Genomic DNA, 21,598 nt, shown 5'->3' on the forward strand with positions numbered 1-21,598 from the left:
CCGCCGGGTCTGAGCCGGGTCAAAGTAATGACATTTGGCCACCCGCCGCATCCCCGGCATGCGGGAACTTGATCTGTGTGGCCGGCTTCTCGACTATCACCAAGGCATCGTCGGGCGCTGTCCGCTGCATGTGCCGCGCTTCTGACCACGGGGCGGTGAGCCAGGTTTCCACCTCCTCCCGGGTGGTGAGGATTACCGGCATGGCCTTCTCGTGGATGGGTGCTATGAGGGCGTTGGGCTTGGTCGTGAGGAAGCCGTAAAGCTCGAAGTCCCCCGGCCCGTCTTTGACCCTGCGGACACCCTGCCAGCGCGTCCACATGCCGGCGAAGAAGAAAAGCGGCCGGTCCTCGCTTCGTGCGAACCAGTAGTTCCGCTGTATACGTGTCTCCGGGTCCTTGTCGTTGGGCGTGGGGCTTGGCTCTGCGAAGCTCGTGACGGGCACCACACAGCGGTTCTCCACGCCAACATATTGCTGCCAGTGCCCATACTGCGGATTGCGGATGTTGGTGGTGCCATAGTCCACCTTGCCTTTCACCCGCTCTGCCGGGGTCGGCATTCCCCACAGCAGCTTGGCAAGCTCCCGCTGTCCGTCCGGGGCATTGCGGACCACAGCGCCCGGCATGTTGGGGTAGATATCCAGCGAGGGCTCAAGGTTGCCCGTGATGTCCCGCATGGCGCGGGTCCACTCGCGGATGGCGGCTTGGCTGGTTGTGATGTTGTAGAGGTTGCACATCTGCACAGGATGCCTCAGCGATTGCTCGTTATCCAGAAACAAAAAATGGCCGACGGACCTGTACTGGTGGTCGAGCATACCCGCATCTCGAACCTCTCTAAGGTCTGTCGGGTTTCTGCGTGGCTAGCCAACTGGCCGAGCACCATGGCCCATGGCTGCAAGGCGCTGGCGGGAACTGGATCGTTGGGCTCTGATGGCGCGGCATCGCCATCCTGACACGAATTGTCACCTGCGAAGCGAGCCAGCGGTGGCAAGCGCGCAATCGGTTCCTACTTGACGTCTGGTCCAACCCGGGAGGATCCCATGACCATTGCCGAAATTGCCAAGGATTTCACCGAACTCCTCAAGCGGGGCGACAGCCATAGCGCCGCCGCGAAGTACAATGCCGACGACATCGTCAGCTACGAGGCGATGGAAGGTCCGATGGCCGTGTGCAACGGCAAGGAAGCCGTCAAGCAGAAAAGCGCGTGGTGGGAAGGGAACCACGAGGTCCATGGCGGCTCGGTCGAGGGTCCCTATGTCAATGGCGACCAGTTCGCCTTGCGCTTCAGCTTCGACATTACGCCGAAATCCACCGGCGAACGTGTCAAAATGGACGAGGTCGGCCTCTACACGGTCAAGAACGGCAAGATCAGCGAAGAGCGGTTCTACTACTAGTTCCTTAACACAGAAGTTTTGATCGGTTGGCTATGCGTGCGTTGGCAGGCGGCATGCCTTGGCGATTGGCCGAGACGCCTATCGCGGTCGTCATCCACGGGCGGAGCAAGGAGCGAAGCGACGCGCGCAGACCCGAGGATCCATGCCGTGACTTGGAAGCGCCGCGGCGGTCCAGAAATTCTGCACCCTTGCACCCTTCGGTCCAGGTAACGGAATGGATTCCAGGGTCTGCGCGCGTCGCTTCGCTCCTTGCTCCGCCCTGGAATGACGAGGTTCAGGAGCCTTCGCAAGTCGGTCGGCCAACTTGCCCCAGCCGTCGGGGGGATGCGTGTGCCTTTGCCTCTTGCGCTGGCAAAGCCGCGGCGGCGGGCTTAGGGTTCGCTCAGATTCGCAACCCCATCCGCCCGAGGCCTGCCTTGACCATCACCATGTACGGCATCACCACCTGCGACACGATAAAGAAGGCGCGCGTCTGGCTGGAAAGCCATGACGTTCCGTATCGCTTCCATGATTACCGCGCCGAAGGGATCGAGGCTGACAAACTGAGCGGCTGGGTCGGTAAGGTCGGCTGGGAAAAGCTGCTCAACAAGGGCAGCACCACGTTTCGCGAGCTGCCGGAGAAGGACAAGGAAGCGCTCGACGAGAAGAAGGCGAAGAAGCTGATGTTGGCCAAGCCGACGATGATCAAGCGGCCGGTGCTGGAGGTGGGCGATCGGATTTTGGTGGGGTTCAAGCCGGAGGTTTACGAGGAGGCGGTGGGAGGAAAATAGGCTCGACTGCTTACGCCGAGTTCCTTCGCCCCCCTCTCTGTCCTGCCGGACATCTCCCCCTCAAGGGGGGAGATTGGCAGCTTTGGCGCCTCGCTAATTCCTGCGACGTTGGCGATTGGCGAAAGCCGGCGCGACGGCTGATCTCCCCCCTTGAGGGGGAGATGGCCGGCAGGCCAGAGAGGGGGCCAGGGAACTCGACATCTCAACAATTATGCGTGGTCTCGCAAATACGCCGCCAGCGCCACCGCATTGTTGTGCGCTTCGTCATGCGCGCCGTAGAGCAGCGTCACCTTGCCCTCGCGCAACAGGCCACGCAGCTGCGCGACCGCCTCCTTGTTCGCATCAAGCTCGGCCCGATACCGCTTCTGGAATTCCGCCCAGCGCTCCGGCTCGTGCCCGAACCATTTGCGCAGCTCGTCGCTCGGCGCGATCTCCTTCAGCCAAAGCGCCAGTTCGGCATCCTTCTTGCTGACACCCCGCGGCCAGAGGCGATCGACCAGAACCCGCTGCCCGTCGGCTTTCGCCGGCGGCTCATAGACGCGCTTCACCGCTATGTCGAAGGCCATTACGCCTCTCTCAGGCCCATTCGCCCTTGCGCATCACCGGCACGCGGCCGCCGCCCTTGGCGACGCCGTCGATGTCGATCTTGTCCGAGCCGATCATCCAGTCGATGTGGATGAAGCTCTTGTTGCCGCCGCGCTCGGCGATCTCGTCCTGGCTGAGCGAGGCGCCGTTGACGAAGCACTTCGAATAGCACTGCCCGAGCGCGATGTGGCAGGCGGCGTTCTCGTCGAACAGCGTGTTGAAGAACAACAGCCCACTCCGCGAGATCGGCGAGGAATGCGGCACCAGCGCCACTTCGCCGAGGCGACGCGCGCCCTCGTCGGTGTCGAGCACCTTCTTCAGCACGTCCTCGCCCTTCGAGGCCTTGGCCTCGACGATCCGCCCGCCCTCGAAGCGCACGGAAATCTCGTCGATCAGCGTGCCCTGGTAGGAGAGCGGCTTGGTCGAGGAGACATGGCCTTCGACGCGCCTTGCATGCGGCGTGGTGAAGACTTCCTCGGTCGGGATGTTCGGGTTGCAGGTGACGCCGTTCTTCGCCGTCGAGGCGCCGCCCATCCATTCATGGCCTTCCGCCAGCCCGACGGTGAGGTCGGTGCCCGGCCCGGTGAAATGCAGCGCGTGGAAATTATGCTCGTTCAGCCATTTCGTCCGCTCGGCCAGCGCCGCGTTGTGCGCCTTCCAGTTGCCGATCGGATCCTCGACATCCACCCGCGAGGCCGAGAAGATGGCATCGGCGAGCTTCACAACCGCGACGTCGTCCTGCTCGCCCGGAAACACCTGCTTTGCCCAGGCAAGGTCGGGATAGGCGACGATGTTCCAGTTGATGTCGAAGCCGGTGATCTTCTCCAGCGCCGGCTGGTAGGCCATCGAGTTCGCCTTGTTGGCGCGCGCCACCTTGGCCGGATCTTGCGCGGAAAGCAGCGACGGATCTTCGCCGCGCACCGCAAGCCGCGCCGCATTGTTCGAAAAGGCCTTCGCCATGCCTTCATAGAGCCAGCCGGCGGCGCGGTCGAAACCGGCATCCGCCCCATAGCGGAAACGCGCCAGCGTGATCTCGTCGTCGTTGAAGATCGGCGTCACCAGCCCGGCGCCTGCCTTGTAGGCGTGCTCGACGATGCGGCGGGTCAGCGGCAGCGCCGCGATCGACGAGGTCAGCACCAGATCCTGCCCAGGCTGCAGCTGCAGCCCGACCTTGATGGCGACTTCCGCCAGCCTGTCGAGCTTCACCGGGTCGATGCTTGCCGAGACGCCGCGCGAATGTGTGGTCATGATCCTGCCTGCCGTTTGTTGGGGTCTGGTTCTTACATAGACCGCTGCGGTTGGCCTTTCCACCGCGATCGACTGGGCCTGTTCAGAGCATGATCCCGAAAAGTGTGTAGCGGTTTTTGCTGCGCTGACCTTCGGTTCGGAAAAGATCATGCTCAAACAAACTCAAGCTGCGCTGTCCAACGCCCGGAACTGCGCCATGGTCGCCTCGATCTCCTCGCGGATCCAGGCCTTGAAGTCGCGCACCTTGCGGCTTTCGCTTTTGGTGGCAGAGGTCACCAACCAGTAGCCGAGCCCGCTCTCGGCCCGCACGCCGAAGGGCGCGACCAGCCGGCCGTCGGCCAGCGCGTCGGCGGTGAGCAATTGCCAGGCGAGCATCACGCCATGACCGGCGATCGCCGATTCCAGGCAAAGCATCGGATCGGTGAAGCGCGCGCCCTTCTGGAAGGTGACCGGCTCGACGCCGGCCGCCTCGAACCAGCCGTCCCAGCTGAACATCGCCCGCTCGTCGGTGATGGCACAGGTCTGCGCCAGGTCGCCGATCGACTTCAGCCTGGCCGCGATCGAGGGCGCGCAGACCGGAAACACTTCCTGGGTAAGCAGAAGCTCGGCGCGGTCGCCCGGCCATTTGCCGTCGCCGAGCCGGATGGCGATATCGATGTCGGACCGGTCGAGGTCGGCGATCCGGGCCGAGGCGTCGATGCGCAAAAGCACGTTCGGATGGCGCGCGAAGTGTCGCGACAGCCTGGGCAGCAGCCATTTCGAGGCGAAAGCAGGCGCCACCGAGACGACCAGCGTGCACTCGTTTGCCTCGTCGGCCAGCGCCACCGCCTGCGCGAGTTCACGGAAGCCGGCGCTGAGCCGGACCGTGAAGGCGGCGCCGAATTCGGTCGGCACCAGCCCGCCAGATGTGCGTTCGAACAGCGCCTGTCCCAGCTGCTTTTCCGTGCGCTTGACCTGCTGGCTGACGGCGCTGACCGAGACGTTCAGTTCCGCCGCCGCTCCCGCCAGCGATCCCAGCCGGGCGACGGATTCCACGGCGCGCAGGCCGTTGAGATGGACGCGATTGAGCATAGCCATTCAGTTTTTCTAAAGTGGAGGGATCGAAATCTCAATTGAATCCGACAAGAAAGCGCAGAATTTAACTGGAACAGCCTTGAGCCAGGAGATGGTCCCATGAAGATTTTATCCCTGCTGAAAGGGCTTTCCGGCGCCGAGGCGAGGCCGCGCGATGACGATGAGATGGCCCGCTGGATCACCGATCCGCTGTCGCATCCGGTGCTCGACACCATGTCGGAGCGCGAGCTTGGCGACATGCCCTTCCGGCTGACAGCCCGCCGCACCGCATATGAAACGATGGGTGCGGCCGGCCGCTGACTCCATCGGCGCCGTTACGTCCCGTTGGCCCAACGCAAGCGCATTGTTTCGCGGACGCACATTCTTATTGTGCGCCGCAATGAACGCCTCGCCATCTCCCTTGCGTCTTGCTCTCGCCGGCATGGTCTCACTCGCCGTCGCCCAGGGCATCGGCCGCTTCGTCTATACGCCGATCCTGCCGGGCATGATGGAGGGACTGCACCTGACGCCGACCGATGCCGGCTGGATCGCATCCGCCAACTATCTCGGCTACCTCATCGGCGCGCTCGCCGCGGCCGGCGACTGGGCGCATGGCCGCGAGCGCATGCTGACGTTCGCCGGCCTCGCCGCCACCGCCGTGCTCGCGGGCCTCATGGGGCTCAACGAAACGATGGCCGCCTTCCTCGTCATCCGCTTCCTCGCCGGCCTCGCCAGCGCCTTCGTCATGGTGTTCATGGCCTCGATCGTCTTCAGCCATCTGGCGATGGCCGGCCGCGGCGATTTGCAGGCGCTGCATTTCGGCGGCGTGGGCCTCGGCATAGCGGCGTCCTCAGCGCTGCTGGCGATCCTCGTCTCCGAACACGCGGGTTGGGCCGACGGCTGGCTCTGGTCCGGAGCGCTTTCGGCGGTGGGTCTCATCGTCGTCGCGCTGCTTGCCGGCTCGACCACGCCGGCCAATGTCGCCGACGGGCGCGAGCCGGCGCTGCCCAAGGACGGGTCCCTGGTAAAGATGATCGTCGCCTATGGACTGTTCGGCTTCGGCTATGTGGTGACCGCCACCTTCCTGGTCGCCATCGTGCGCCAGGGCGGTGGCGGGCGCGTCTTCGAGGCCACCGTCTGGATGGTTGCCGGCCTTGCCGGCTTTCCCTCGACTTGGGCGTGGCAAAAGCTTGCCGGCCGGATCGGGCTCTATGCCGCTTATGCCTTGAGCTGCCTGATCGAGGTGGTCGGCGTCACCGCCAGCGTCGCCGTCAAGGGCGCCGCCGGGCCGCTGATCGCCGGCGTGCTCCTTGGCGGCACCTTCATTGCCATCACGGCGCTGGGCATACAGATGGGCAGGCAACTCGCGCCGCGAGCGCCGCGTCGCATCTTCGCGGTGATGACGGCAGCCTTCGGCCTCGGCCAGATCGTCGGTCCGATTGCCGCCGGCCTGCTCGCCCAGGCCTCGGGCAATTACACCCTTGCCTCGATCATGGCGGCGGCGGCACTGCTGCTCTCCGGCGTCGTCGCTTGGTCGGCCGCGCCAAAATCGCCATGATTTGCGGCCTTGTTCGATGCCGGGCATCGGGCAAGGCATTTTCTTTCCCACTAATGTGTGACCTTATGCCCGCCAAACAGCAACGCCGCTGATTTGCGGTCAGACCGAGGAAATCCGCCACAGTGTTCGTATCCTTCTTCCCGCAGCCGAAGCTCTTTTTCACCTCGGCCGCCGTCTGGAGCCTTGCGGCGATCTTGTTCTGGTTCTTCGGCGGCGAGCAGCTGGGCGCCATCTTCGGCCTGCCGCCGGCAGCCGCCGGGACGCCGCCGATCATTGGTATCGCGGTGCTGTGGTCGAAGCCTTTCCTGTGGTTCTACATCTACTTCGTGGCGTGCGTGGCGGTCTTCTACGCCTTCTGGAGCTGGTACGCTCCGCACCCGTGGCAGAACTGGTCGATCCTGATGACCGCCGTCATCCTGTTCTTCATCTATTTCAACGTGCAGATCTCGGTCGCGGTCAACAACTGGTACGGTCCTTTCTTCGACTATGTTCAGGGCCTGATGTCGGGAACGACTCCCTCGACCAACACGGAATTCTACAAGGGATTGGCCGATTTCTCCTGGCTGGCGCTGGTCGGCATGAATGTGCAGGTGGTCAATGCCTTCATCGTCAGCCATTGGATCTTCCGTTGGCGCACCGCGATGAACGATTACTTCATGGCCAACTGGAGCCGGCTGCGCCACATCGAGGGTGCCTCGCAGCGTATCCAGGAAGACACGATGCGTTTCTCGCAGATCATGGAAGATCTCGGCTCGACCTTCGTTCAGTCGATCATGACCCTGATCGCCTTCCTGCCGGTCTTGATTCAACTGCAGGCTCACATCACCGAATTGCCGATCATCGGCACGGTCCCGCAGCCACTGGTCATTGCTGCATTGGGCTGGTGTCTGTTCGGAACGATTTCCGTCATGGTGGCGGGTCTCAAGCTGCCGGGCCTGCAGTTCCGCAACCAGCGTGTCGAGGCAGCCTATCGTAAGGAGCTTGTCTACGGCGAAGATCATGCCGACCGGGCTCAGCCGGCGACGACGACACAATTGTTCGCCAATGTCCGCCGCAATTATTTCAAGCTCTATTTCCACTACATCTATTTCAACGTTGTTCGTTACACCTACCTGCAGGCCGACAACATCTTCTCGCTGCTGATCCTCGGGCCTTCGCTGGTCGCGCACAAGATCACTTTCGGCGCGCTGAACCAGATCTCGAACGCGTTCGGCAAGGTGACGAATTCGCTGCAGTTCCTGTTGAATTCCTGGTCGACGATTGTCGAACTGCAGTCTGTGCACAAACGTTTGCGTGCCTTCGAGGCGACACTGCAAGGCGAACAGCTGCCGGTAATCGATCAGCATTACCTAGAACGCGAGCAGGCTGGCATGCGCCCCGAAGATCAGCCGGCAAGTTAAAGCATGTCTCCCGAAAGTGGGAACCGGTTTCGGGATAAAGACATGCGTAAAATCAAAAACCTAAAGCGCATGGAGCGAATCTGAAAGATCGCGACGCGCTTTAGGGTGCGGCTTGCGTCCAGTCAGCCGCCCACGCTCGCCTGGGCTTGGCCGCCGCGCTGCCGCTCGACATAGTCGCGAAAACTGATGCACTCGACGTCAGCCTTCACGCAGACCTCGCCGGCGAAGCGCTCCAGCGCGTTCCAGTAGGCGCCGTTATTCATCAGCGTGAAGTGGAAGCCGAGCTCCAGCGGCAGGCGCTTGCCATTGTACTGAGCCTCGAAGGCGGCGCGGAACGCCTGGTAGGCGCGTTCGGTGAATTCGCCCGCCATGGCCAGCTTCTCGGTGCCGCTCGAGTGGCGGACATAGAGATTGTAGTCCATAGCGACCACGGGCTTCGCCTTCGCTCCCTCCGGGATAAGCGGCAGGGCAAAACGGGTCGTGCCATTCAGGGTCGGCGGCACGGCGGGACCGTTCGAAACGCCGCTGGCGTCATACTGGAAGCCGGCTTCGGGTAGGGCCTCGTAAAGCGCCTTGCCGGTCGAAAGATAGGGCGCGCGGAACCCGACCAGCGCATGATGCGCGAAATCATGCCAGTCGGCCGGTTCCGGGATGCCGTTGATCGCATAGGCCTTCTCGAAGATGCGCCGGGCGGAGGCGAATTCGGCCAGCCAGTCCGCCTTGCTCCAGGCCTTGCCGTCGAAATGGCCGCAGGCATGGCTGCCGATGTCGTGGCCCTCGGTGGCGGCCAGCCGGACCTGCTCCAGCCGGTCGGCCACGTCCTGCTTCGAGGCGCCGAAGCCGACATTGGATTTGCCGGCGGCCTTGCCGGGGCCGGCATAGTCCTGCCGCGTCTCGGGGGAAAGCAGGAAGACGCAGGACAGGAAATAGGTGAAATGCGCGCCCGTGCGCTTTGCCAGCGCCCGGCTGCGCTGCCATTGCGAGATATCGCGGGCGGCGTCGAACGAGATCAGCACCACCTGCTTGGGTCTGGCGGGCGAAACGGCCGGCGATTTCGGCGGATCGGCGAGGGCTGCGTTGGCGCAGGCAAGCGTGGCGAGACTGAATGCAAGGACGCGGTACGAACGAAGCATTGGCAACCTTCTGGCGGGACGTCTCCGGCTGATCGGAAGCCGGCTATCGCGCAAATGTGGCGCGGTTGCGTTCAGGCAAGGGCTGTGGGCGCCGGGCATTCCCAGCCGATTTTCCGGCCCGCCCCCTTCCATGCCGACAAAATTTCGCTAAAACGCGGGCTCAAGAAGCGCCCCCTTCCGGGGCAGCAATGGTTTTGATTGATGTCGGACGACAGTTTTATCCGCGAAGTCAACGAAGAGATTCGTCGCGAGCAGGCGCAGGCGCTGTGGGATCGTTTTGGCCCGTCCGTTCTCGGCATCGCCATCCTGATCGTGCTGGGCACCGCCGCGGTCGTTGGTTACCGTTACTGGGACGAGAGCCGCGCCAACCGCTCGGGCGACGCCTTCTCGGCTGCCCTCAAATTCGCCAATGACGGCAAGAACGACGAGGCGATCGCCGCGCTCGACCAGCTGGAGAAGGACGGCTACGGCGCCTATCCGCTGCTCGCCCGCATGCGCGCCGCGACCGTCAAGGCCGACAAGGGCGACGTCGACGGCGCGGTCAAGGACTTCGACGCGGTCGCCGCCGACACCGCCATCCCCGGCGGCATCCGCGACATCGCGCGGCTGAGGGCAGCACTGCTGCTCGTCGACCACGGCTCTTACGCCGATGTCTCCAGCCGCATCGAGGCGCTGACCGCCGACATCAATCCGCTGCGCCACTCGGCGCGCGAGGCGCTCGGCCTTGCCGCCTGGAAGGACGGCAAGTCGGCGGACGCGCTCAAACTGTTCGACCAGATCTCTTCGGACGATGCCGCCCCGCGCAATGTGCGCCAGCGGGCGCAGCTGATGTCCGAGCTGATCCGCGGGTCGGGCAACGCGTCGTGACCTCGGATGGGCTTCAAAGTCGCCATCATCGGCCGGCCTAACGTCGGCAAATCGACTCTTTTCAATCGGCTGGTCGGAAAGAAGCTGGCGCTTGTCGACGACACGCCGGGTGTGACGCGCGACCGGCGCGTGCATGCGGCAAAACTCTACGATCTCCATTTCGACGTCATCGACACCGCCGGCTTTGAGGATACGGCCGCCTCGACCCTGCCTGGCCGCATGCGCCAGCAGACCGAGATCGCCATCCGCGAGGCAGACCTCATCTTCTTCACCGTCGATGCCAAGTCGGGCCTGCTGCCGGACGACCGCACCTTCGCCGAGGTGGTGCGCAAGTCCGGCAAGCCGGTGGTGCTCGTCGCCAACAAGGCCGAGGCGCGGGGCGCTCAAGGCGGCATGCTGGAGGCCTGGGAACTCGGTCTGGGCGAGCCGATCCCGATTTCGGCCGAGCACGGCCAGGGCATGCCCGACCTGCGTGACGCGGTGGTCGAGGCACTTGGCGAGGAACGCGCATTCGGCGAGGACGAGGAAGAGGAAGACGGCGATGAGGTCGCCGCCAGCGAGGTGCTGATCGGCGAGGACATCGCCGACCCAGACGCCGAAGCATCCTATGACGACACCAAGCCGCTGCGCATCGCCGTCGTCGGCCGTCCCAACGCCGGCAAGTCGACGCTGATCAATGCGCTGATCGGCGAGGAGCGGCTGCTCACCGGTCCGGAGGCCGGCATCACCCGCGATTCGATCTCGGTCGACTGGGATTGGCGCGGCCGCCGCATCAAGCTGTTCGACACCGCCGGCATGCGCCGCAAATCGAAGGTGCAGGAGAAGCTCGAAAAACTCTCGGTGCAGGACGGCCTGCGCGCCATCCGCTTCGCCGAGATCGTCATCATCGTGCTCGATGCCACCATTCCCTTCGAGAAGCAGGACCTGCAGATCGCCGATCTCATCACCCGCGAGGGCAGGGCGCCGGTGATCGCCTTCAACAAATGGGACCTGATCGACAATCCGCAGGAGCTGCTGGCCGAGCTGCGCGAAAAGACCGAGCGGCTCTTGCCGCAGGTGCGCGGCATCCAGGCGGTGACGGTCTCGGCCGAAACCGGGCGCGGCCTCGACAAGCTGATGGAAAGCGTCATCAAGACGCACAAGGTCTGGAACAGCCGCGTGTCCACCGGCAAGCTCAACCGCTGGCTGGAAGGCATCCTCGCGCATCATCCGCCGCCCGCCGTCGCCGGCCGCCGTCTGAAGATCAAATACGTTACCCAGGCCAAGACGCGCCCGCCTGGCTTCGTCGTCTCCTGCTCGCGCCCGGACGCGATGCCGCAATCCTATGTCCGCTACCTGACCAACAGCCTGCGCGAAGCCTTCGACATGCCCGGCGTGCCGATCCGCATGGCGCTGCGCACCTCGGACAATCCTTTCGCGGGCAGGGCGAAGAAGCGCTGACGTTGCCCTTCGTTGTGGGCAAGATTTTCGCAACGCTGGCGGGACAGCACCCCCCTCTGCCCTGCCGGGCATCTCCCCCGCAAGGAGGGAGATTGGCAGCTCCGGCGCGGCGCCCTTTTTACAACGCTGGAGAGTAGCGAAAGCTTGCGTGACATCCGATCTCCCCCCTTGCGGGGGAGATGTCCGGCAGGACAGAGGGGGTGTGACGGAACGCGACGCCGAATAGTCCGATCCGCCACTGCCTATCCGAAAAGAGCTAAGCAACCTTCGACAGCCTCTCTTTCATCTTCGCCCCCTCAGGCAGCGTCTCCAGCGCCGCCTGCAGCAATATCTCGGCAAGTCGCGCCGCCACCGGGTCGAGTTCGGCGTCCTTCTGGTGCAGGTGCAGCGCCATCATCGGCAGGGCCGGGAGACCGAGCACCCCGGGCGCGATCGCCCTGACATTGGCCGGCAGGCCGATATCGGTGCGGATCGTCAGGCCAAGGCCAGCCGCCACCGCCGCCCAGATGCCGCTGAGGCTGGGGCTCGAGAAGGCCATGCGCCAGGGCATGCCCGCGCGGTCGAGCGTCTCGGTCGCCACGGTCCTGAGCAGGCAGGGCGCCTCGAACACCACCAGCGGCAGCGGCTCGCCATCGCGCGGACCTGCCTCGATCGGCTTCGCCGGGCCGATCCAGCGCGCTTGCACGTCGGCGACATGCCGGCTGTAGGGCAGGGTCATGCCGTCATGCCAGGCGAGCGCGATGTCGAGATTGCCTGACAGGACACGCTCGGCCAGATCGTGGCTGCGTCCGATCCGCGCTTCGATCCGAACCTTGGGGTGGGCGCGGGCGAAGCGGCCGAGCACGTCGGGCAGCACGGCTTCGCCGAAATCCTCCTGCAGGCCGAGCCGCACCCAGCCTTCCAGCTCGATGTCGCGAATGGCTGAGGCCGCCTCGTCGTTGAGCTCGATCAGCCGCCGCGCATAGCCGAGCATCGTCTCGCCGGCTTCGGTGAGCGCCAGGCCCCGCCCTGCCTTGCGGAAGACCGGCGTCGCCGCCTGCTCCTCCAGCTTCTTCAGTTGCGCGCTGACGGCGGACGTCGAGCGTCCCAGCCGTTCGGCCGCCTTGGCGAAGCTGCCCAACTCCATGCCGGTGACGAAGGTTCTGAGGACATCGAGGTCGAACGTGACGCGGTGCATGAGATTGTCCTGATTTTTAGGATTGTTGATCAAAAACTTCCTGATTTTGTGGATGAAGCTATGGCGCTACATCCCGTCCGTCAAGCCGTCAGCCGGCCGTCACGGGAATGGAACCATGTCCGCCATCGTCACACGAAACGACTGCCAGCCGCCCAAGGGAGATATCGCCGCTTCGGCGCGGCGCGACTTCGGCCCCAATCATCGCTGGAAGGTTCTGGGCATCGGCGTCGCCGCCAATGCCGGCTTCTCCGCTACCTTCTCCGGCATCCCGGCAACCGCTGTGGCGATGCGCCAGGGCTATCACCTCGACAATGCCTCGCTCGGCCTCGCGCTCGGGCTGCTCGGCCTCGGCGTGGCGCTGAGCGAGCTGCCCTGGGGCGTGCTCACCGACCGCTGGGGCGACCGTCGCGTGCTCCTGACCGGGCTCGGCGCGACGGCCGCATGGCTCTTCATCATGGCGCTGCTCGTCGTGCCGGCGAAAACGGCCGTTCCAGGCGTCGCGCTGCTGTCGGCAAGCCTGCTCGTCGCCGGCCTGCTCGGCGGCAGCGTCAACGGCTCCAGCGGCCGCGCCATTATGGGCTGGTTCGCGGAGGGCGAGCGCGGCTTCGCCATGAGCATCCGGCAGACGGCGGTGCCGCTCGGCGGCGGGCTGGGCGCGCTCGTCCTGCCTTCCCTGGCGCTGGCTGTGGGCTTCACCGCGGTCTTCGGCCTGCTTGCGGCCGTCTCTGCTCTGTCGGCCTGGTTTGCCTGGCGCTGGCTGCACGAGCCGCCGGTGGGAAGCGGCGGTCACGCCGCCGCCACGACAAGCGGCCCGGCGCCGCTTCGCAACATCGAGGTATGGCGCATCTCGACCGCCATCGGCCTGCTCTGTTTCCCGCAGGTCGCCGTGCTGACCTTCGGCTCGGTCTTCCTGCACGACTTCGCCGGCATGGGTACCTTTGTGACCAGCGCCAGCCTCGCGGCGGTGCAGACCGGCGCCATGGTGATGCGCGTCTGGAGCGGGCGCTTCACCGACCGCCACGGCAACCGCCGCCCGTTCCTCAAACTCTGCAGCGCGTTGAGCGCACTGGCCTTCCTGGTGCTTTGGCTGCTGGTGATCGGTGTCGCCGGAGCACCGGCGCTGGCGCCGCTGCTTCCGCCGATGGTCGTCGTCGCCGGCATATCCGTCTCGGCCTGGCATGGCGTCGCCTATACCGAGCTTGCCACGCTTGCCGGCGCCGGCCACGTCGGCACTGCGCTTAGCCTGGCCAACAGTTTTGTGTTCATCGGCTTCTGTCTGGTGCCGATCGCCATTCCGTGGCTGCTGGTGGTCTTCGCATGGCCGGGCGTCTGGCTCGCGGCGGCGATCTGCGCTGCGCTCGCTTGGCCGATCTTCCTGCGCCCCGCTTGATTCACCCAAGCCTGATTCACCAGTCTGATTGTTCGCCGGCTTTGCTGTGAAAACAGCAAGCCGGCTTTCCTCAAAGATGAAAAGAACACGATCGATGTCGTTAACCCCGCATCAAGGTTAATGCTTCATTTTGGCTCTCCGGGGTCAGTAGCGTTCTGGAGAGTTCCGTGCATCGACGCGTTTCATTGCGGCTTGCCGCCGCCGCCGTTGCGAAAAAACGTTCCTTCCTTCCTCCTTTGGTGCTCGGGCTCGGTATCTGGATCGGGTTTCCGTCGGCCGTCGCCTATCAGGATATGGCAAGCCTGATCTCCGGCCTGGAATCGTCCAACGTCCGCTGGAACGCCTATATCGAGAAATCCGCCGCCGGCTCGGTGCATGCGGCCGAAATGCCGTTCGTCGATTCCGTCACCACCGGCTCGCTCTCCGGCTCCGGTGTGGACCTGCCGGGCGTCGGCACGGTGGCCTTTCGCGGCAAGGGCAATGTCGCAGGCGCCACGCCCGATGAAGACCGCGTCATACGCGCCGACAAGAAGGGCCGTTTGGTCAAGGTGGCGCCGGTCGCGCCGCCCAAGAATTTCAGCGCCGGCTCGATCTTCGAGCGCACCTCCTCGCTGCTGCGGCCCTCGATGGACAGCAACCTGAAGCTCACCTTCGCCAAGCCCGGCATCAAGGGCAAGGAAGTGCAGATCGCCCAGGCCTTCCATCTGCGCGAGGACAAGAAGCCGGATCCGGATCTGCCGGCGGCGCTTGTCGCCCTCGTCAACAACGACAAGCCGGATATCCTCGCCACCGCCTATGCCCAGTCCGCGCCCGACTATGCGAAGGCGTCGCCCTTCGAGGCGCTGCTGCAGGACGATCCGAACGACGGCCGCTTCATCCCGCCGATGGGCAAGGGCGACCATGCCTGGCTGCAGAATCCGCTGCCGGCGAGCGTCTTTTCCAAGCCCGAGCAGGCCTGCCTTGCCAAGGGCATCTATTTCGAGGCGCGCAGCGAGCCTGTCCGCGGCCAGGCGGCGGTGGCGCAGGTGATCCTCAACCGCGTCCGCAACCCGACCTATCCCAAGACGATCTGCGGCGTCGTCTACCAGAACGACAACTGGTTCAACCGCTGCCAGTTCTCCTTCGCCTGCGACGGCAGGAAGAAGATCATCACCGACCAGGCTTCCTACAAGACCGCCCAGGACGTCGCGATGGCGGTGACCGCCGGCAAGATCTTCATTCCCGAGGTCGGCTCGTCGACGCATTACTACGCCAATTACGTCCATCCGGGCTGGGCGCGCGCCATGCACAAGATGACCAGGATCGGCCTGCATATCTTCTACCGCACCTATGGCGGCGGCTGGAGCTGAGCCCTCAGGCGACTCGAACTGAGCCGATTGGGCGGCTCGAGCCGAGCCGCCTAAACGACCGCTCCGGCGATCCTTCCTCCGTCCGCCGGCGCACCCCGGCGGACGCGGCTTGTTGCGCGGATTCGCGCCGAGTCCTCACGCGGCCGTGAAGGGCACGATGTCGCACCTCGATAAATCGTTGATTTAATTATTAAAAATACATCGCTTGGAAGTTCGGCCCGTGGCTTGACGGGCGCGGACCCTCTAACTATGTTGCCGGCGACTTTAGAAGCGGACGGACGGTGATCGTCTGCCCGGGCAGGGGGGTTGCGATGGCCGACAAAAACGGGCCAGACGGAACCGGAGAAACCGGCCGCGGCAGGCAGCCAGAAGCCACCATCCGCGACGACGAACTTGAGCGCCGCCGGCGCGATCTTGGAGCATCGCTTGCGACGAGACGCACGGACCGGCTCGAGGGGAAAGACGAAGCGAAAGCTGCGACCGGTTACGGTCAGGCGCTGAAACTGTCCAGCGAGTTCATCGCCGGAGTGGTGGTCGGTGTCGGCTTGGGCTGGATCATCGACCGCACGGCGGGAACAACGCCCTGGGGTCTGATCGTCGGCCTGCTGCTGGGTTTTGGCGCTGGTATACTGAATGTCCTGCGCTCTGCGGGGCTTGCATCCGAATTCGGCCAGGGCGGCAAGCCGCGCGAGCCGAAAGAATGAAGTGGGGCGCCGCAGGGCGCTGAAGCGAACTTAAGAAGCCGTGTGGCTTTGACGGGGATTTAAAGTGGCTGCTGCTGACAAGGTCGATCCGATCCACCAGTTCCAGATCCATCCGATCATCCCGCTGCATATTGGCGGCTACGACGTCTCGTTCACCAACTCTTCCCTGTTCATGGTCGTGACGATCGTGCTGGCGTCGGCCTTCCTCTATATGAGCACGGCCAGCCGCGCGCTCATTCCGGGCCGGCTGCAGTCGGTGTCCGAAATGGCCTACGAATTCGTCGGCAACATGCTGCGCGACGCCGCTGGCAAGCAGGGCATGCAGTTCTTCCCGCTGGTGTTCTCGCTGTTCATGTTCGTGCTGGTCGCCAATTTGGTCGGCCTGTTCCCCTATTTCTTCACCGTCACCAGCCACATCATCGTCACCTTCACGCTGGCGATCCTGGTCATCGGCACGGTCGTCGTCTACGGCTTCGCCAAGCACGGCCTCGGCTTCCTCAAGCTGTTCGTGCCGCATGGCGTGCCGGGACTTCTCCTGCCGCTGGTGGTGGCGATCGAAGTCATCTCCTTCGTCTCGCGACCGGTCAGCCTCTCGGTTCGTCTTTTCGCCAACATGCTGGCCGGCCACATCACGCTGAAAGTGTTCTCGGGCTTCGTCGTCAGCCTCAGCGCGATGGGCGCTGTCGGCATCGCCGGTTCGGTCCTGCCTCTCGCCATGGCCGTCGCGCTGACCGCTCTCGAACTGCTGGTCGCCTTCCTGCAGGCCTACGTCTTCGCGGTGCTGACCTGCATGTATCTGAACGACGCCCTGCACCCGAGCCACTGATTTTCACCGGCGCCCCGGCGCCAGCATACCCAACGTACCAACTGCAACGAACAAGCAAACCACAGGAGTTTTGAAATGGACGCAACTGCAGCAGCTGCTATCGGCGCTGGTATCGCCTGCATCGGCATGGGCGGCGCGGGCATCGGCCTCGGCAACATCTTCGGCAGCTACCTCTCGGGCGCGCTCCGCAACCCGTCGGCTGCCGACGGCCAGTTCGGCCGCCTGATCTTCGGCTTCGCCGTGACCGAAGCTCTGGGCATCTTCTCGCTCCTGATCGCTCTGCTCCTGGTCTTCAAGTAAGAGCCGGCGCTGACGAAAGGGGCCGCATGGTGCGGCCCCGTTCTAGGGACAGGGGAATGAGATGTTCGTGACATCTGCCTATGCGCAAGAAACAGCGCCGGCCGCGGCCGAGGGCGATACGCATGCGGGCACTGCCGTGCCTGCCGCGGAGCATGAGGCGTTCCCGCCGTTCGATGCCAAGACCTTCCCGTCGCAGATCCTGTGGCTGGTCATCACCTTCGGGCTCTTCTACCTGTTCCTGAAGCGGGTGGTGATGCCGCGCCTTGCCGGTATCATCGATGTCCGCAGCGACCGCATCACACAGGATCTCGACCATGCCGCAAGGCTGAAGGGCGAGGCCGACGCCGCCGTTGCCGCCTATGAGCAGGAACTGGCGGAGGCCAAGGCCAACGCCAACAAGATCGGCCAGCAGGCAAGCGACGCCGCCAAGGCGGACGCCGAGGGCACGCGCAAGAAGCTCGAGGCCGAGCTCGAAAAGAAGCTTGCCGAGGCCGAGGCGAGCATCGCCTCGATCAAGGCCAAGGCGATGAAGGAAGTCGGCACGATCGCCGAGGACACCACGTCGGCCATCGTCGAGGCGCTTGTCGGCGGCAAGGCCGACAAGTCCGAGATCGCGGCCGCGGTCAAATCCGCGAGCCGGTAAGGAGCGGGATCATGGACGCCACATCACTTGCCACGCTCTGGGCCACGATCGCCCTGATCATCTTCCTCGGCGCCATCATCTATCTGAAGGTGCCGGGCATGCTGACCAAGTCGCTAGACGCCCGCGCGGTCAAGATCAGCGCCGAGCTCGAGGAAGCGCGGCGCCTGCGCGAGGAGGCCCAGCAGCTGCTCGGCCAGTATCAGCAGAAGCGCAAGGAAGCCGAGAAGGAGGCCGCCGACATCGTCGCCGCCGCCAAGCGCGAGGCTGAATTGCTTGCTTCCGAGGCCGCCAAGAAGACCGAGGACTATGTCGCCCGGCGCACCGCGCTTGCCGAGCAGAAGATCAGCCAGGCCGAACGCGAGGCCGTCAGTGAAGTGCGCGCCAGCGCCGTCGACATCGCCGTCGAAGCTGCCCGCGCGCTGCTCGCCGCCAAGGTCGATGTCAAGGCAGGCGCGGACCTGTTCAAGTCGGCGCTGGACGACGTCAAGGCCAAGCTGAACTGAGCTGGCCGCACTTGCGAATGAGAAGCCGCCTGGGCAACCCGGCGGCTTTTTTGTTGTTTGAAAAGGGAGCGGGACGCCTGAACTGCTGATCTCCCCCTTGTTTACGCTATACACACACCTTCTGTGACTGGTGTAACTGATCGGGCCGACGCTTGATTGCCGCGTGGTTCCCCCAATCCGTCGCTGCTTCGCAGCGCCACCTTTCCCCCCTCCGGAGGGAAAGGAAGGGAGCGTTGCCGGACGAGCGTTGACGGCAAAAGCTTGGCGCCCTTCCTCTACCCCGTCGATCGGGGGAGAGGTGGCTCGGCGAAGCCGAGACGGAGTGGGGGTCGACCATCGCTACATTCGACAACGCATGCGCCAAGCTGCCATGCTCGCTATCGCCAAAGACCAGCCGCTTGGAAATGTGTGCATGCCATAGCTCCCCCACAAGGAGGGAGGTCAGCCGTCATCGTCGGCGGCGCCTTACTCCAGTCCGACGAAGCTCTCTTCCTCAACCGCCTCGGCGCCACCCAGCCTGAACGGCGCGAACGAGGCCCGGTGGAGCCTTGCCACCGGTCCATGCGCCTCGATCGCGGTGCGGTGCCTCACCGTCGCATAGCCCATATGCACTTCGAAGCCGTAATGCGCGTGGTGTCCGCCGCAGCCGCACATCATGCGGTCGCGCATCACCTTGGCGACGATCGAGGCGGCGGCGATCGATTGCGAGCGCTGGTCGCCCTTGACCAGCGCCCGGCCCTCGCAGGCGAGGCCGGGCGGAACGTCGCGGCCATCGGCCAAGGCAAGCTTGGGCTGCAGCGACAGGCCGGCGGCGGCGCGGCGCATTGCTTCCAGGCTCGCCTTCAGGATGTTGCTGTTGTCGATGCCTTCGGCGCTGATCGAGGCCATCGAGACGCTGAGCGCCGAGCCGAGAATCTTGAGGAACAGCGCCTCGCGCTGCAAATGGCTGAGGCGTTTGGAATCGTCGAGGCCTTCCGGGATATTGGCGGGGTTGAGCACCACCGCCGCGGCCACCACCGGACCCGCGAGCGGACCGCGGCCGGCCTCGTCCATGCCGGCGACAGGCCACAGCCCGTCGGCCATTGCCTTCGTCTCGATCGAGAAGTCGGGCTTCTCGACCATTTCAAAGAGAAGCGGAGAATCGGAACGCGCGCGAGCCATGGTGCGGCGAGGTTCGCATCGGCTCCGATTCTCCGCAAGTCCTTCCGGGTCGGATGGGGCGTCGGACCGGGAAGGCACCGTCTCGCGGCCGGGGGACATTGGCCGGACGGGATACTTGAAAGGAGGGCAATTCCAGACGGAAAGTCGCTTGGCCTGGAACCGCTTGGCGCCGGCCCGTCATGGCCGGCACTGAGGTTAAAGCAGCATCAGCTGCTCGCCGGCGCCGGAGCCTGCGACGAATTGGTCGGTGCGGAGCTGCCGCCGCTCGACATTGAGGCCGAGCCGCTTGGCGGCGATCTCGAAGCGCCGGCCGATCTGCCAGGCATAGGGACCGGCGCCCTTCATGCGCTTGCCCCATTCGGAATCGTAGTCCTTGCCGTCGCGCATCGATCGGATCAGCGACATCACATGCCGGTAGCGGTCCGGATAGTGACGCAGCAGCCAGTCCTTGAAGATCGGCGCCACTTCGAGCGGCAGGCGAAGGATGACATAGCCTGCCTCCCGGGCGCCGGCGGCTCTGGCCGAATCGAGGATGCGCTCCATCTCCGGATCGTTGAGGCCCGGGATGATCGGCGCCACCATCACCGAGGCCGGGATGCCGGCGTCCGAAAGCTGCCGGATCGCCTCCAGCCGCTTCGTCGGCGTCGACGCGCGGGGTTCCATCGTTCTTGCCAGCATGCGGTCCATCGTCGTCACCGACAGCGCCACCTTGGCAAGGCCGCGCTCGGCCATGCGCGACAGGATGTCGATGTCGCGCGTCACCAGCGCCGACTTGGTGACAATGCCGACCGGATGGCCGCGCGCCTCCAGCACTTCGAGGATCTCGCGCATGATGCGGTATTGCTTCTCGATCGGCTGGTAGGGATCGGTGTTGGTGCCGATGGCGATCGTGCGCGGCTGGTAGCCCGCCTTCGACAATTCCCTGTCCAGCATGCGCGCCGCATCCGGCTTGGCGAACAGCTTCGATTCGAAATCGAGCCCCGGCGACAGGCCCATGAAGGCATGCGTCGGCCTGGCGAAGCAGTAGACGCAGCCATGCTCGCAGCCGCGATAGGGATTGATCGAACGGTCGAAGGAAATGTCCGGCGACTCGTTGCGGGTGATGATCGTGCGCGGCTTCTCGACCTGCACTTCCGTCTTGAAGGGCGGCAGTTCCTCCAGCGAGTTCCAGCCGTCATCGAACACATGACGGCTGACCGGCTCGAACCGGCCGGACGGGTTGATGCCGGCCGAGCGGCCGCGATTGCGGTCGGGCCGCACGCGCATGCCGCTCTGCTCGATCATCGCGTTCGCCATCTCGGCTCTGCCTGCTCCGAAGGCAGCAATGTCGGCGCGCACGATCTGTTCCATTTTCGCCCTCTCCCAGGGACTGTCGGCAGGCTGTCGAATCGCTCTGTTCATGAAACTATTCCTATTTTGTCGATGAGAACAAAGCAAGAACTTTTTCGGCCGAAAAGCGCAACTGGCGCAAGCCGTGGCTTTCCGCTATTCGGCTAGGGATGCTCAGCGTTCTCATCGAGACCTTGAACGACGAAGAGGGGCTTGCCCGCACGCTCGCCTCGCTGGTCGGCGGCGCGGTCGAAGGCGTGGTGCGCGACGTGATCGTCTGCGATCAGGGTTCGACCGACCAGACGCATCGGGTGGCCGAACATGCAGGCTGCCACTATGTGACCGGCGGGATCGGCGCCGGTATCGGCCAGGCCAAGGGCGATTGGCTGCTGCTTTTGGAACCGGGCGCCAGGCTCGCCGAGGGATGGATCGACGAGGTGGTGGCGCACACGGCGAAGCAAACCATTCCAGCACGCTTTTCACGCGCCCGGGCCGATCGCACGCCTTTCCTGGCCCGCGTCTTTTCGGGCAACCGCGCGCTGGCCGAAGGGCTCGTCGTCAGCAAGCGACAGGCCTCGGCGCTGGCAAAGAGCGCGCGCAGCGCCGAGGCCCTGGCGCGCGGCCTTGCCACCAGAAGGCTGAACGCCGAAATCTGGGTTGCTCCGCCAAAGTGAGACCGGCTCTCCCTTCTCCCCTTGTGGGAGAAGGTGGCCGCGCAGCGGCCGGATGAGGGGTGCTCCAGGGAAAGCTAGCGTCTCACTTCGCTGGAACA

Annotated in this window: 23 protein-coding genes; 15 read left to right on the plus strand and 8 right to left on the minus strand. The window is 64.6% G+C overall.

Annotation, left to right across the window (positions count from 1 at the left end; genetic code table 11):
• Positions 1-19 precede the first annotated feature (19 nt).
• A complete protein-coding gene (locus WDX12_RS19375; protein WP_320295029.1) occupies positions 20-733 on the minus strand; it encodes an SOS response-associated peptidase in 714 nt (237 codons plus the stop codon).
• A 303-nt stretch (positions 734-1,036) separates the two neighbouring features.
• On the opposite strand from WDX12_RS19375, the gene WDX12_RS19380 reads away from it, so the two are divergent.
• Positions 1,037-1,390, plus strand: a complete 354-nt coding sequence (locus WDX12_RS19380; protein ID WP_434721640.1) for a SnoaL-like domain-containing protein — start codon at positions 1,037-1,039, stop codon at positions 1,388-1,390.
• Between the two features lie 416 nt (positions 1,391-1,806).
• Positions 1,807-2,160, plus strand: a complete 354-nt coding sequence (locus tag WDX12_RS19385; RefSeq protein ID WP_434721641.1) for an ArsC family reductase — start codon at positions 1,807-1,809, stop codon at positions 2,158-2,160.
• A 209-nt stretch (positions 2,161-2,369) separates the two neighbouring features.
• Here WDX12_RS19385 and WDX12_RS19390 read toward each other — a convergent pair whose 3' ends face one another.
• The 3 genes from WDX12_RS19390 to WDX12_RS19400 form a co-directional block, all read right to left on the minus strand.
• Positions 2,370-2,726 carry a DUF488 domain-containing protein gene (locus WDX12_RS19390; protein WP_320294683.1) on the minus strand — a complete coding sequence of 119 codons (357 nt, stop codon included), beginning with the start codon at positions 2,724-2,726 and terminating at the stop codon, positions 2,370-2,372.
• A gap of 10 nt (positions 2,727-2,736) precedes the next feature.
• The gene (locus tag WDX12_RS19395; protein WP_434721642.1) at positions 2,737-3,993 is read right to left on the minus strand and encodes an aminopeptidase; all 1,257 of its coding nucleotides are present in this window, start codon (positions 3,991-3,993) and stop codon (positions 2,737-2,739) included.
• 162 nt (positions 3,994-4,155) lie between these two features.
• Positions 4,156-5,070 carry a LysR substrate-binding domain-containing protein gene (locus tag WDX12_RS19400; protein WP_434721643.1) on the minus strand — a complete coding sequence of 305 codons (915 nt, stop codon included), beginning with the start codon at positions 5,068-5,070 and terminating at the stop codon, positions 4,156-4,158.
• A 96-nt stretch (positions 5,071-5,166) separates the two neighbouring features.
• On the opposite strand from WDX12_RS19400, the gene WDX12_RS19405 reads away from it, so the two are divergent.
• The 3 genes from WDX12_RS19405 (at position 5,167) to sbmA (ending at position 8,004) form a co-directional block, all read left to right on the plus strand.
• A complete protein-coding gene (locus WDX12_RS19405) occupies positions 5,167-5,367 on the plus strand; it encodes a hypothetical protein (RefSeq protein ID WP_434721644.1) in 201 nt (66 codons plus the stop codon).
• Between the two features lie 121 nt (positions 5,368-5,488).
• On the plus strand, positions 5,489-6,604 hold the full coding sequence (locus WDX12_RS19410; protein ID WP_434725676.1) for a YbfB/YjiJ family MFS transporter: 1,116 nt from the start codon (positions 5,489-5,491) through the stop codon (positions 6,602-6,604).
• Between the two features lie 122 nt (positions 6,605-6,726).
• Complete coding sequence (gene sbmA, locus WDX12_RS19415; RefSeq protein ID WP_320294687.1) at positions 6,727-8,004, plus strand: peptide antibiotic transporter SbmA; 1,278 nt, start codon at positions 6,727-6,729, stop codon at positions 8,002-8,004.
• A 122-nt stretch (positions 8,005-8,126) separates the two neighbouring features.
• Here the strand turns inward: sbmA and WDX12_RS19420 are convergent, their stop codons facing one another.
• Complete coding sequence (locus tag WDX12_RS19420) at positions 8,127-9,137, minus strand: polysaccharide deacetylase (protein WP_434721645.1); 1,011 nt, start codon at positions 9,135-9,137, stop codon at positions 8,127-8,129.
• 201 nt (positions 9,138-9,338) lie between these two features.
• Here WDX12_RS19420 and WDX12_RS19425 point away from each other — a divergent pair, with 201 nt between their 5' ends.
• Positions 9,339-10,004, plus strand: a complete 666-nt coding sequence (locus WDX12_RS19425) for a tetratricopeptide repeat protein (protein ID WP_434721646.1) — start codon at positions 9,339-9,341, stop codon at positions 10,002-10,004.
• 6 nt (positions 10,005-10,010) lie between these two features.
• On the plus strand, positions 10,011-11,444 hold the full coding sequence (gene der / locus WDX12_RS19430) for a ribosome biogenesis GTPase Der (protein ID WP_434721647.1): 1,434 nt from the start codon (positions 10,011-10,013) through the stop codon (positions 11,442-11,444).
• Between the two features lie 256 nt (positions 11,445-11,700).
• On the opposite strand, the gene WDX12_RS19435 is transcribed toward der, so the two are convergent.
• Entirely contained in the window at positions 11,701-12,621 is a 921-nt protein-coding gene (locus WDX12_RS19435) for a LysR substrate-binding domain-containing protein (RefSeq protein ID WP_434721648.1), read from the minus strand.
• Between the two features lie 115 nt (positions 12,622-12,736).
• On the opposite strand from WDX12_RS19435, the gene WDX12_RS19440 reads away from it, so the two are divergent.
• The 7 genes from WDX12_RS19440 to WDX12_RS19470 all read left to right on the plus strand — a co-directional run bounded on the left by WDX12_RS19440 (position 12,737) and on the right by WDX12_RS19470 (position 18,336).
• Entirely contained in the window at positions 12,737-14,011 is a 1,275-nt protein-coding gene (locus tag WDX12_RS19440; protein ID WP_434721649.1) for an MFS transporter, read from the plus strand.
• A 167-nt stretch (positions 14,012-14,178) separates the two neighbouring features.
• Positions 14,179-15,360: a cell wall hydrolase gene (locus WDX12_RS19445; protein WP_320294693.1), complete on the plus strand. Its 1,182-nt coding sequence runs from the start codon at positions 14,179-14,181 to the stop codon at positions 15,358-15,360.
• Between the two features lie 311 nt (positions 15,361-15,671).
• A complete protein-coding gene (locus tag WDX12_RS19450; RefSeq protein WP_434721650.1) occupies positions 15,672-16,064 on the plus strand; it encodes an AtpZ/AtpI family protein in 393 nt (130 codons plus the stop codon).
• A 64-nt stretch (positions 16,065-16,128) separates the two neighbouring features.
• Complete coding sequence (locus WDX12_RS19455; RefSeq protein WP_434721651.1) at positions 16,129-16,890, plus strand: F0F1 ATP synthase subunit A; 762 nt, start codon at positions 16,129-16,131, stop codon at positions 16,888-16,890.
• A gap of 75 nt (positions 16,891-16,965) precedes the next feature.
• Positions 16,966-17,190 (plus strand): F0F1 ATP synthase subunit C, encoded by a 225-nt coding sequence (locus WDX12_RS19460; RefSeq protein WP_027164582.1) that lies wholly within the window; start codon positions 16,966-16,968, stop codon positions 17,188-17,190.
• A 61-nt stretch (positions 17,191-17,251) separates the two neighbouring features.
• Positions 17,252-17,833 (plus strand): F0F1 ATP synthase subunit B, encoded by a 582-nt coding sequence (locus WDX12_RS19465; RefSeq protein ID WP_434721652.1) that lies wholly within the window; start codon positions 17,252-17,254, stop codon positions 17,831-17,833.
• Between the two features lie 11 nt (positions 17,834-17,844).
• Positions 17,845-18,336, plus strand: coding sequence for a F0F1 ATP synthase subunit B (locus tag WDX12_RS19470; protein ID WP_434721653.1), 492 nt, complete (start codon positions 17,845-17,847; stop codon positions 18,334-18,336).
• A 465-nt stretch (positions 18,337-18,801) separates the two neighbouring features.
• Here WDX12_RS19470 and WDX12_RS19475 read toward each other — a convergent pair whose 3' ends face one another.
• Together WDX12_RS19475 and WDX12_RS19480 are read right to left on the minus strand one after the other, a co-directional pair.
• The gene (locus WDX12_RS19475) at positions 18,802-19,497 is read right to left on the minus strand and encodes a ribonuclease HII (protein WP_434721654.1); all 696 of its coding nucleotides are present in this window, start codon (positions 19,495-19,497) and stop codon (positions 18,802-18,804) included.
• Positions 19,498-19,692: 195 nt separating this feature from the next.
• Complete coding sequence (locus WDX12_RS19480) at positions 19,693-20,847, minus strand: PA0069 family radical SAM protein (protein ID WP_434721655.1); 1,155 nt, start codon at positions 20,845-20,847, stop codon at positions 19,693-19,695.
• Positions 20,848-20,996: 149 nt separating this feature from the next.
• On the opposite strand from WDX12_RS19480, the gene WDX12_RS19485 reads away from it, so the two are divergent.
• Positions 20,997-21,500 (plus strand): glycosyltransferase, encoded by a 504-nt coding sequence (locus tag WDX12_RS19485; RefSeq protein ID WP_434721656.1) that lies wholly within the window; start codon positions 20,997-20,999, stop codon positions 21,498-21,500.
• The last annotated feature ends 98 nt before the right edge of the window (positions 21,501-21,598 follow it).

The organism is Mesorhizobium sp. RIZ17, assembly GCF_051127865.1.
Taxonomy (GTDB): Bacteria; Pseudomonadota; Alphaproteobacteria; order Rhizobiales; family Rhizobiaceae; genus Mesorhizobium; species Mesorhizobium humile.

What these genes read in the sequence shown, in the direction of transcription:
- WDX12_RS19435 (WP_434721648.1), bottom strand. Translation starts at nt 12,621, where the DNA reads ATGCACCGCGTCACGTTCGACCTCGATGTCCTCAGAACCTTCGTCACC.
- WDX12_RS19465 (WP_434721652.1), top strand. Translation starts at nt 17,252, where the DNA reads ATGTTCGTGACATCTGCCTATGCGCAAGAAACAGCGCCGGCCGCGGCC.
- WDX12_RS19395 (WP_434721642.1), bottom strand. Translation starts at nt 3,993, where the DNA reads ATGACCACACATTCGCGCGGCGTCTCGGCAAGCATCGACCCGGTGAAG.
- WDX12_RS19400 (WP_434721643.1), bottom strand. Translation starts at nt 5,070, where the DNA reads ATGGCTATGCTCAATCGCGTCCATCTCAACGGCCTGCGCGCCGTGGAA.
- WDX12_RS19405 (WP_434721644.1), top strand. Translation starts at nt 5,167, where the DNA reads ATGAAGATTTTATCCCTGCTGAAAGGGCTTTCCGGCGCCGAGGCGAGG.
- WDX12_RS19460 (WP_027164582.1), top strand. Translation starts at nt 16,966, where the DNA reads ATGGACGCAACTGCAGCAGCTGCTATCGGCGCTGGTATCGCCTGCATC.
- WDX12_RS19470 (WP_434721653.1), top strand. Translation starts at nt 17,845, where the DNA reads ATGGACGCCACATCACTTGCCACGCTCTGGGCCACGATCGCCCTGATC.
- WDX12_RS19475 (WP_434721654.1), bottom strand. Translation starts at nt 19,497, where the DNA reads ATGGCTCGCGCGCGTTCCGATTCTCCGCTTCTCTTTGAAATGGTCGAG.
- WDX12_RS19425 (WP_434721646.1), top strand. Translation starts at nt 9,339, where the DNA reads ATGTCGGACGACAGTTTTATCCGCGAAGTCAACGAAGAGATTCGTCGC.
- WDX12_RS19410 (WP_434725676.1), top strand. Translation starts at nt 5,489, where the DNA reads ATGGTCTCACTCGCCGTCGCCCAGGGCATCGGCCGCTTCGTCTATACG.
- WDX12_RS19390 (WP_320294683.1), bottom strand. Translation starts at nt 2,726, where the DNA reads ATGGCCTTCGACATAGCGGTGAAGCGCGTCTATGAGCCGCCGGCGAAA.
- WDX12_RS19420 (WP_434721645.1), bottom strand. Translation starts at nt 9,137, where the DNA reads ATGCTTCGTTCGTACCGCGTCCTTGCATTCAGTCTCGCCACGCTTGCC.
- WDX12_RS19480 (WP_434721655.1), bottom strand. Translation starts at nt 20,847, where the DNA reads ATGGAACAGATCGTGCGCGCCGACATTGCTGCCTTCGGAGCAGGCAGA.
- WDX12_RS19440 (WP_434721649.1), top strand. Translation starts at nt 12,737, where the DNA reads ATGTCCGCCATCGTCACACGAAACGACTGCCAGCCGCCCAAGGGAGAT.
- der (WP_434721647.1), top strand. Translation starts at nt 10,011, where the DNA reads ATGGGCTTCAAAGTCGCCATCATCGGCCGGCCTAACGTCGGCAAATCG.
- WDX12_RS19375 (WP_320295029.1), bottom strand. Translation starts at nt 733, where the DNA reads ATGTGCAACCTCTACAACATCACAACCAGCCAAGCCGCCATCCGCGAG.
- WDX12_RS19380 (WP_434721640.1), top strand. Translation starts at nt 1,037, where the DNA reads ATGACCATTGCCGAAATTGCCAAGGATTTCACCGAACTCCTCAAGCGG.
- WDX12_RS19485 (WP_434721656.1), top strand. Translation starts at nt 20,997, where the DNA reads ATGCTCAGCGTTCTCATCGAGACCTTGAACGACGAAGAGGGGCTTGCC.
- WDX12_RS19450 (WP_434721650.1), top strand. Translation starts at nt 15,672, where the DNA reads ATGGCCGACAAAAACGGGCCAGACGGAACCGGAGAAACCGGCCGCGGC.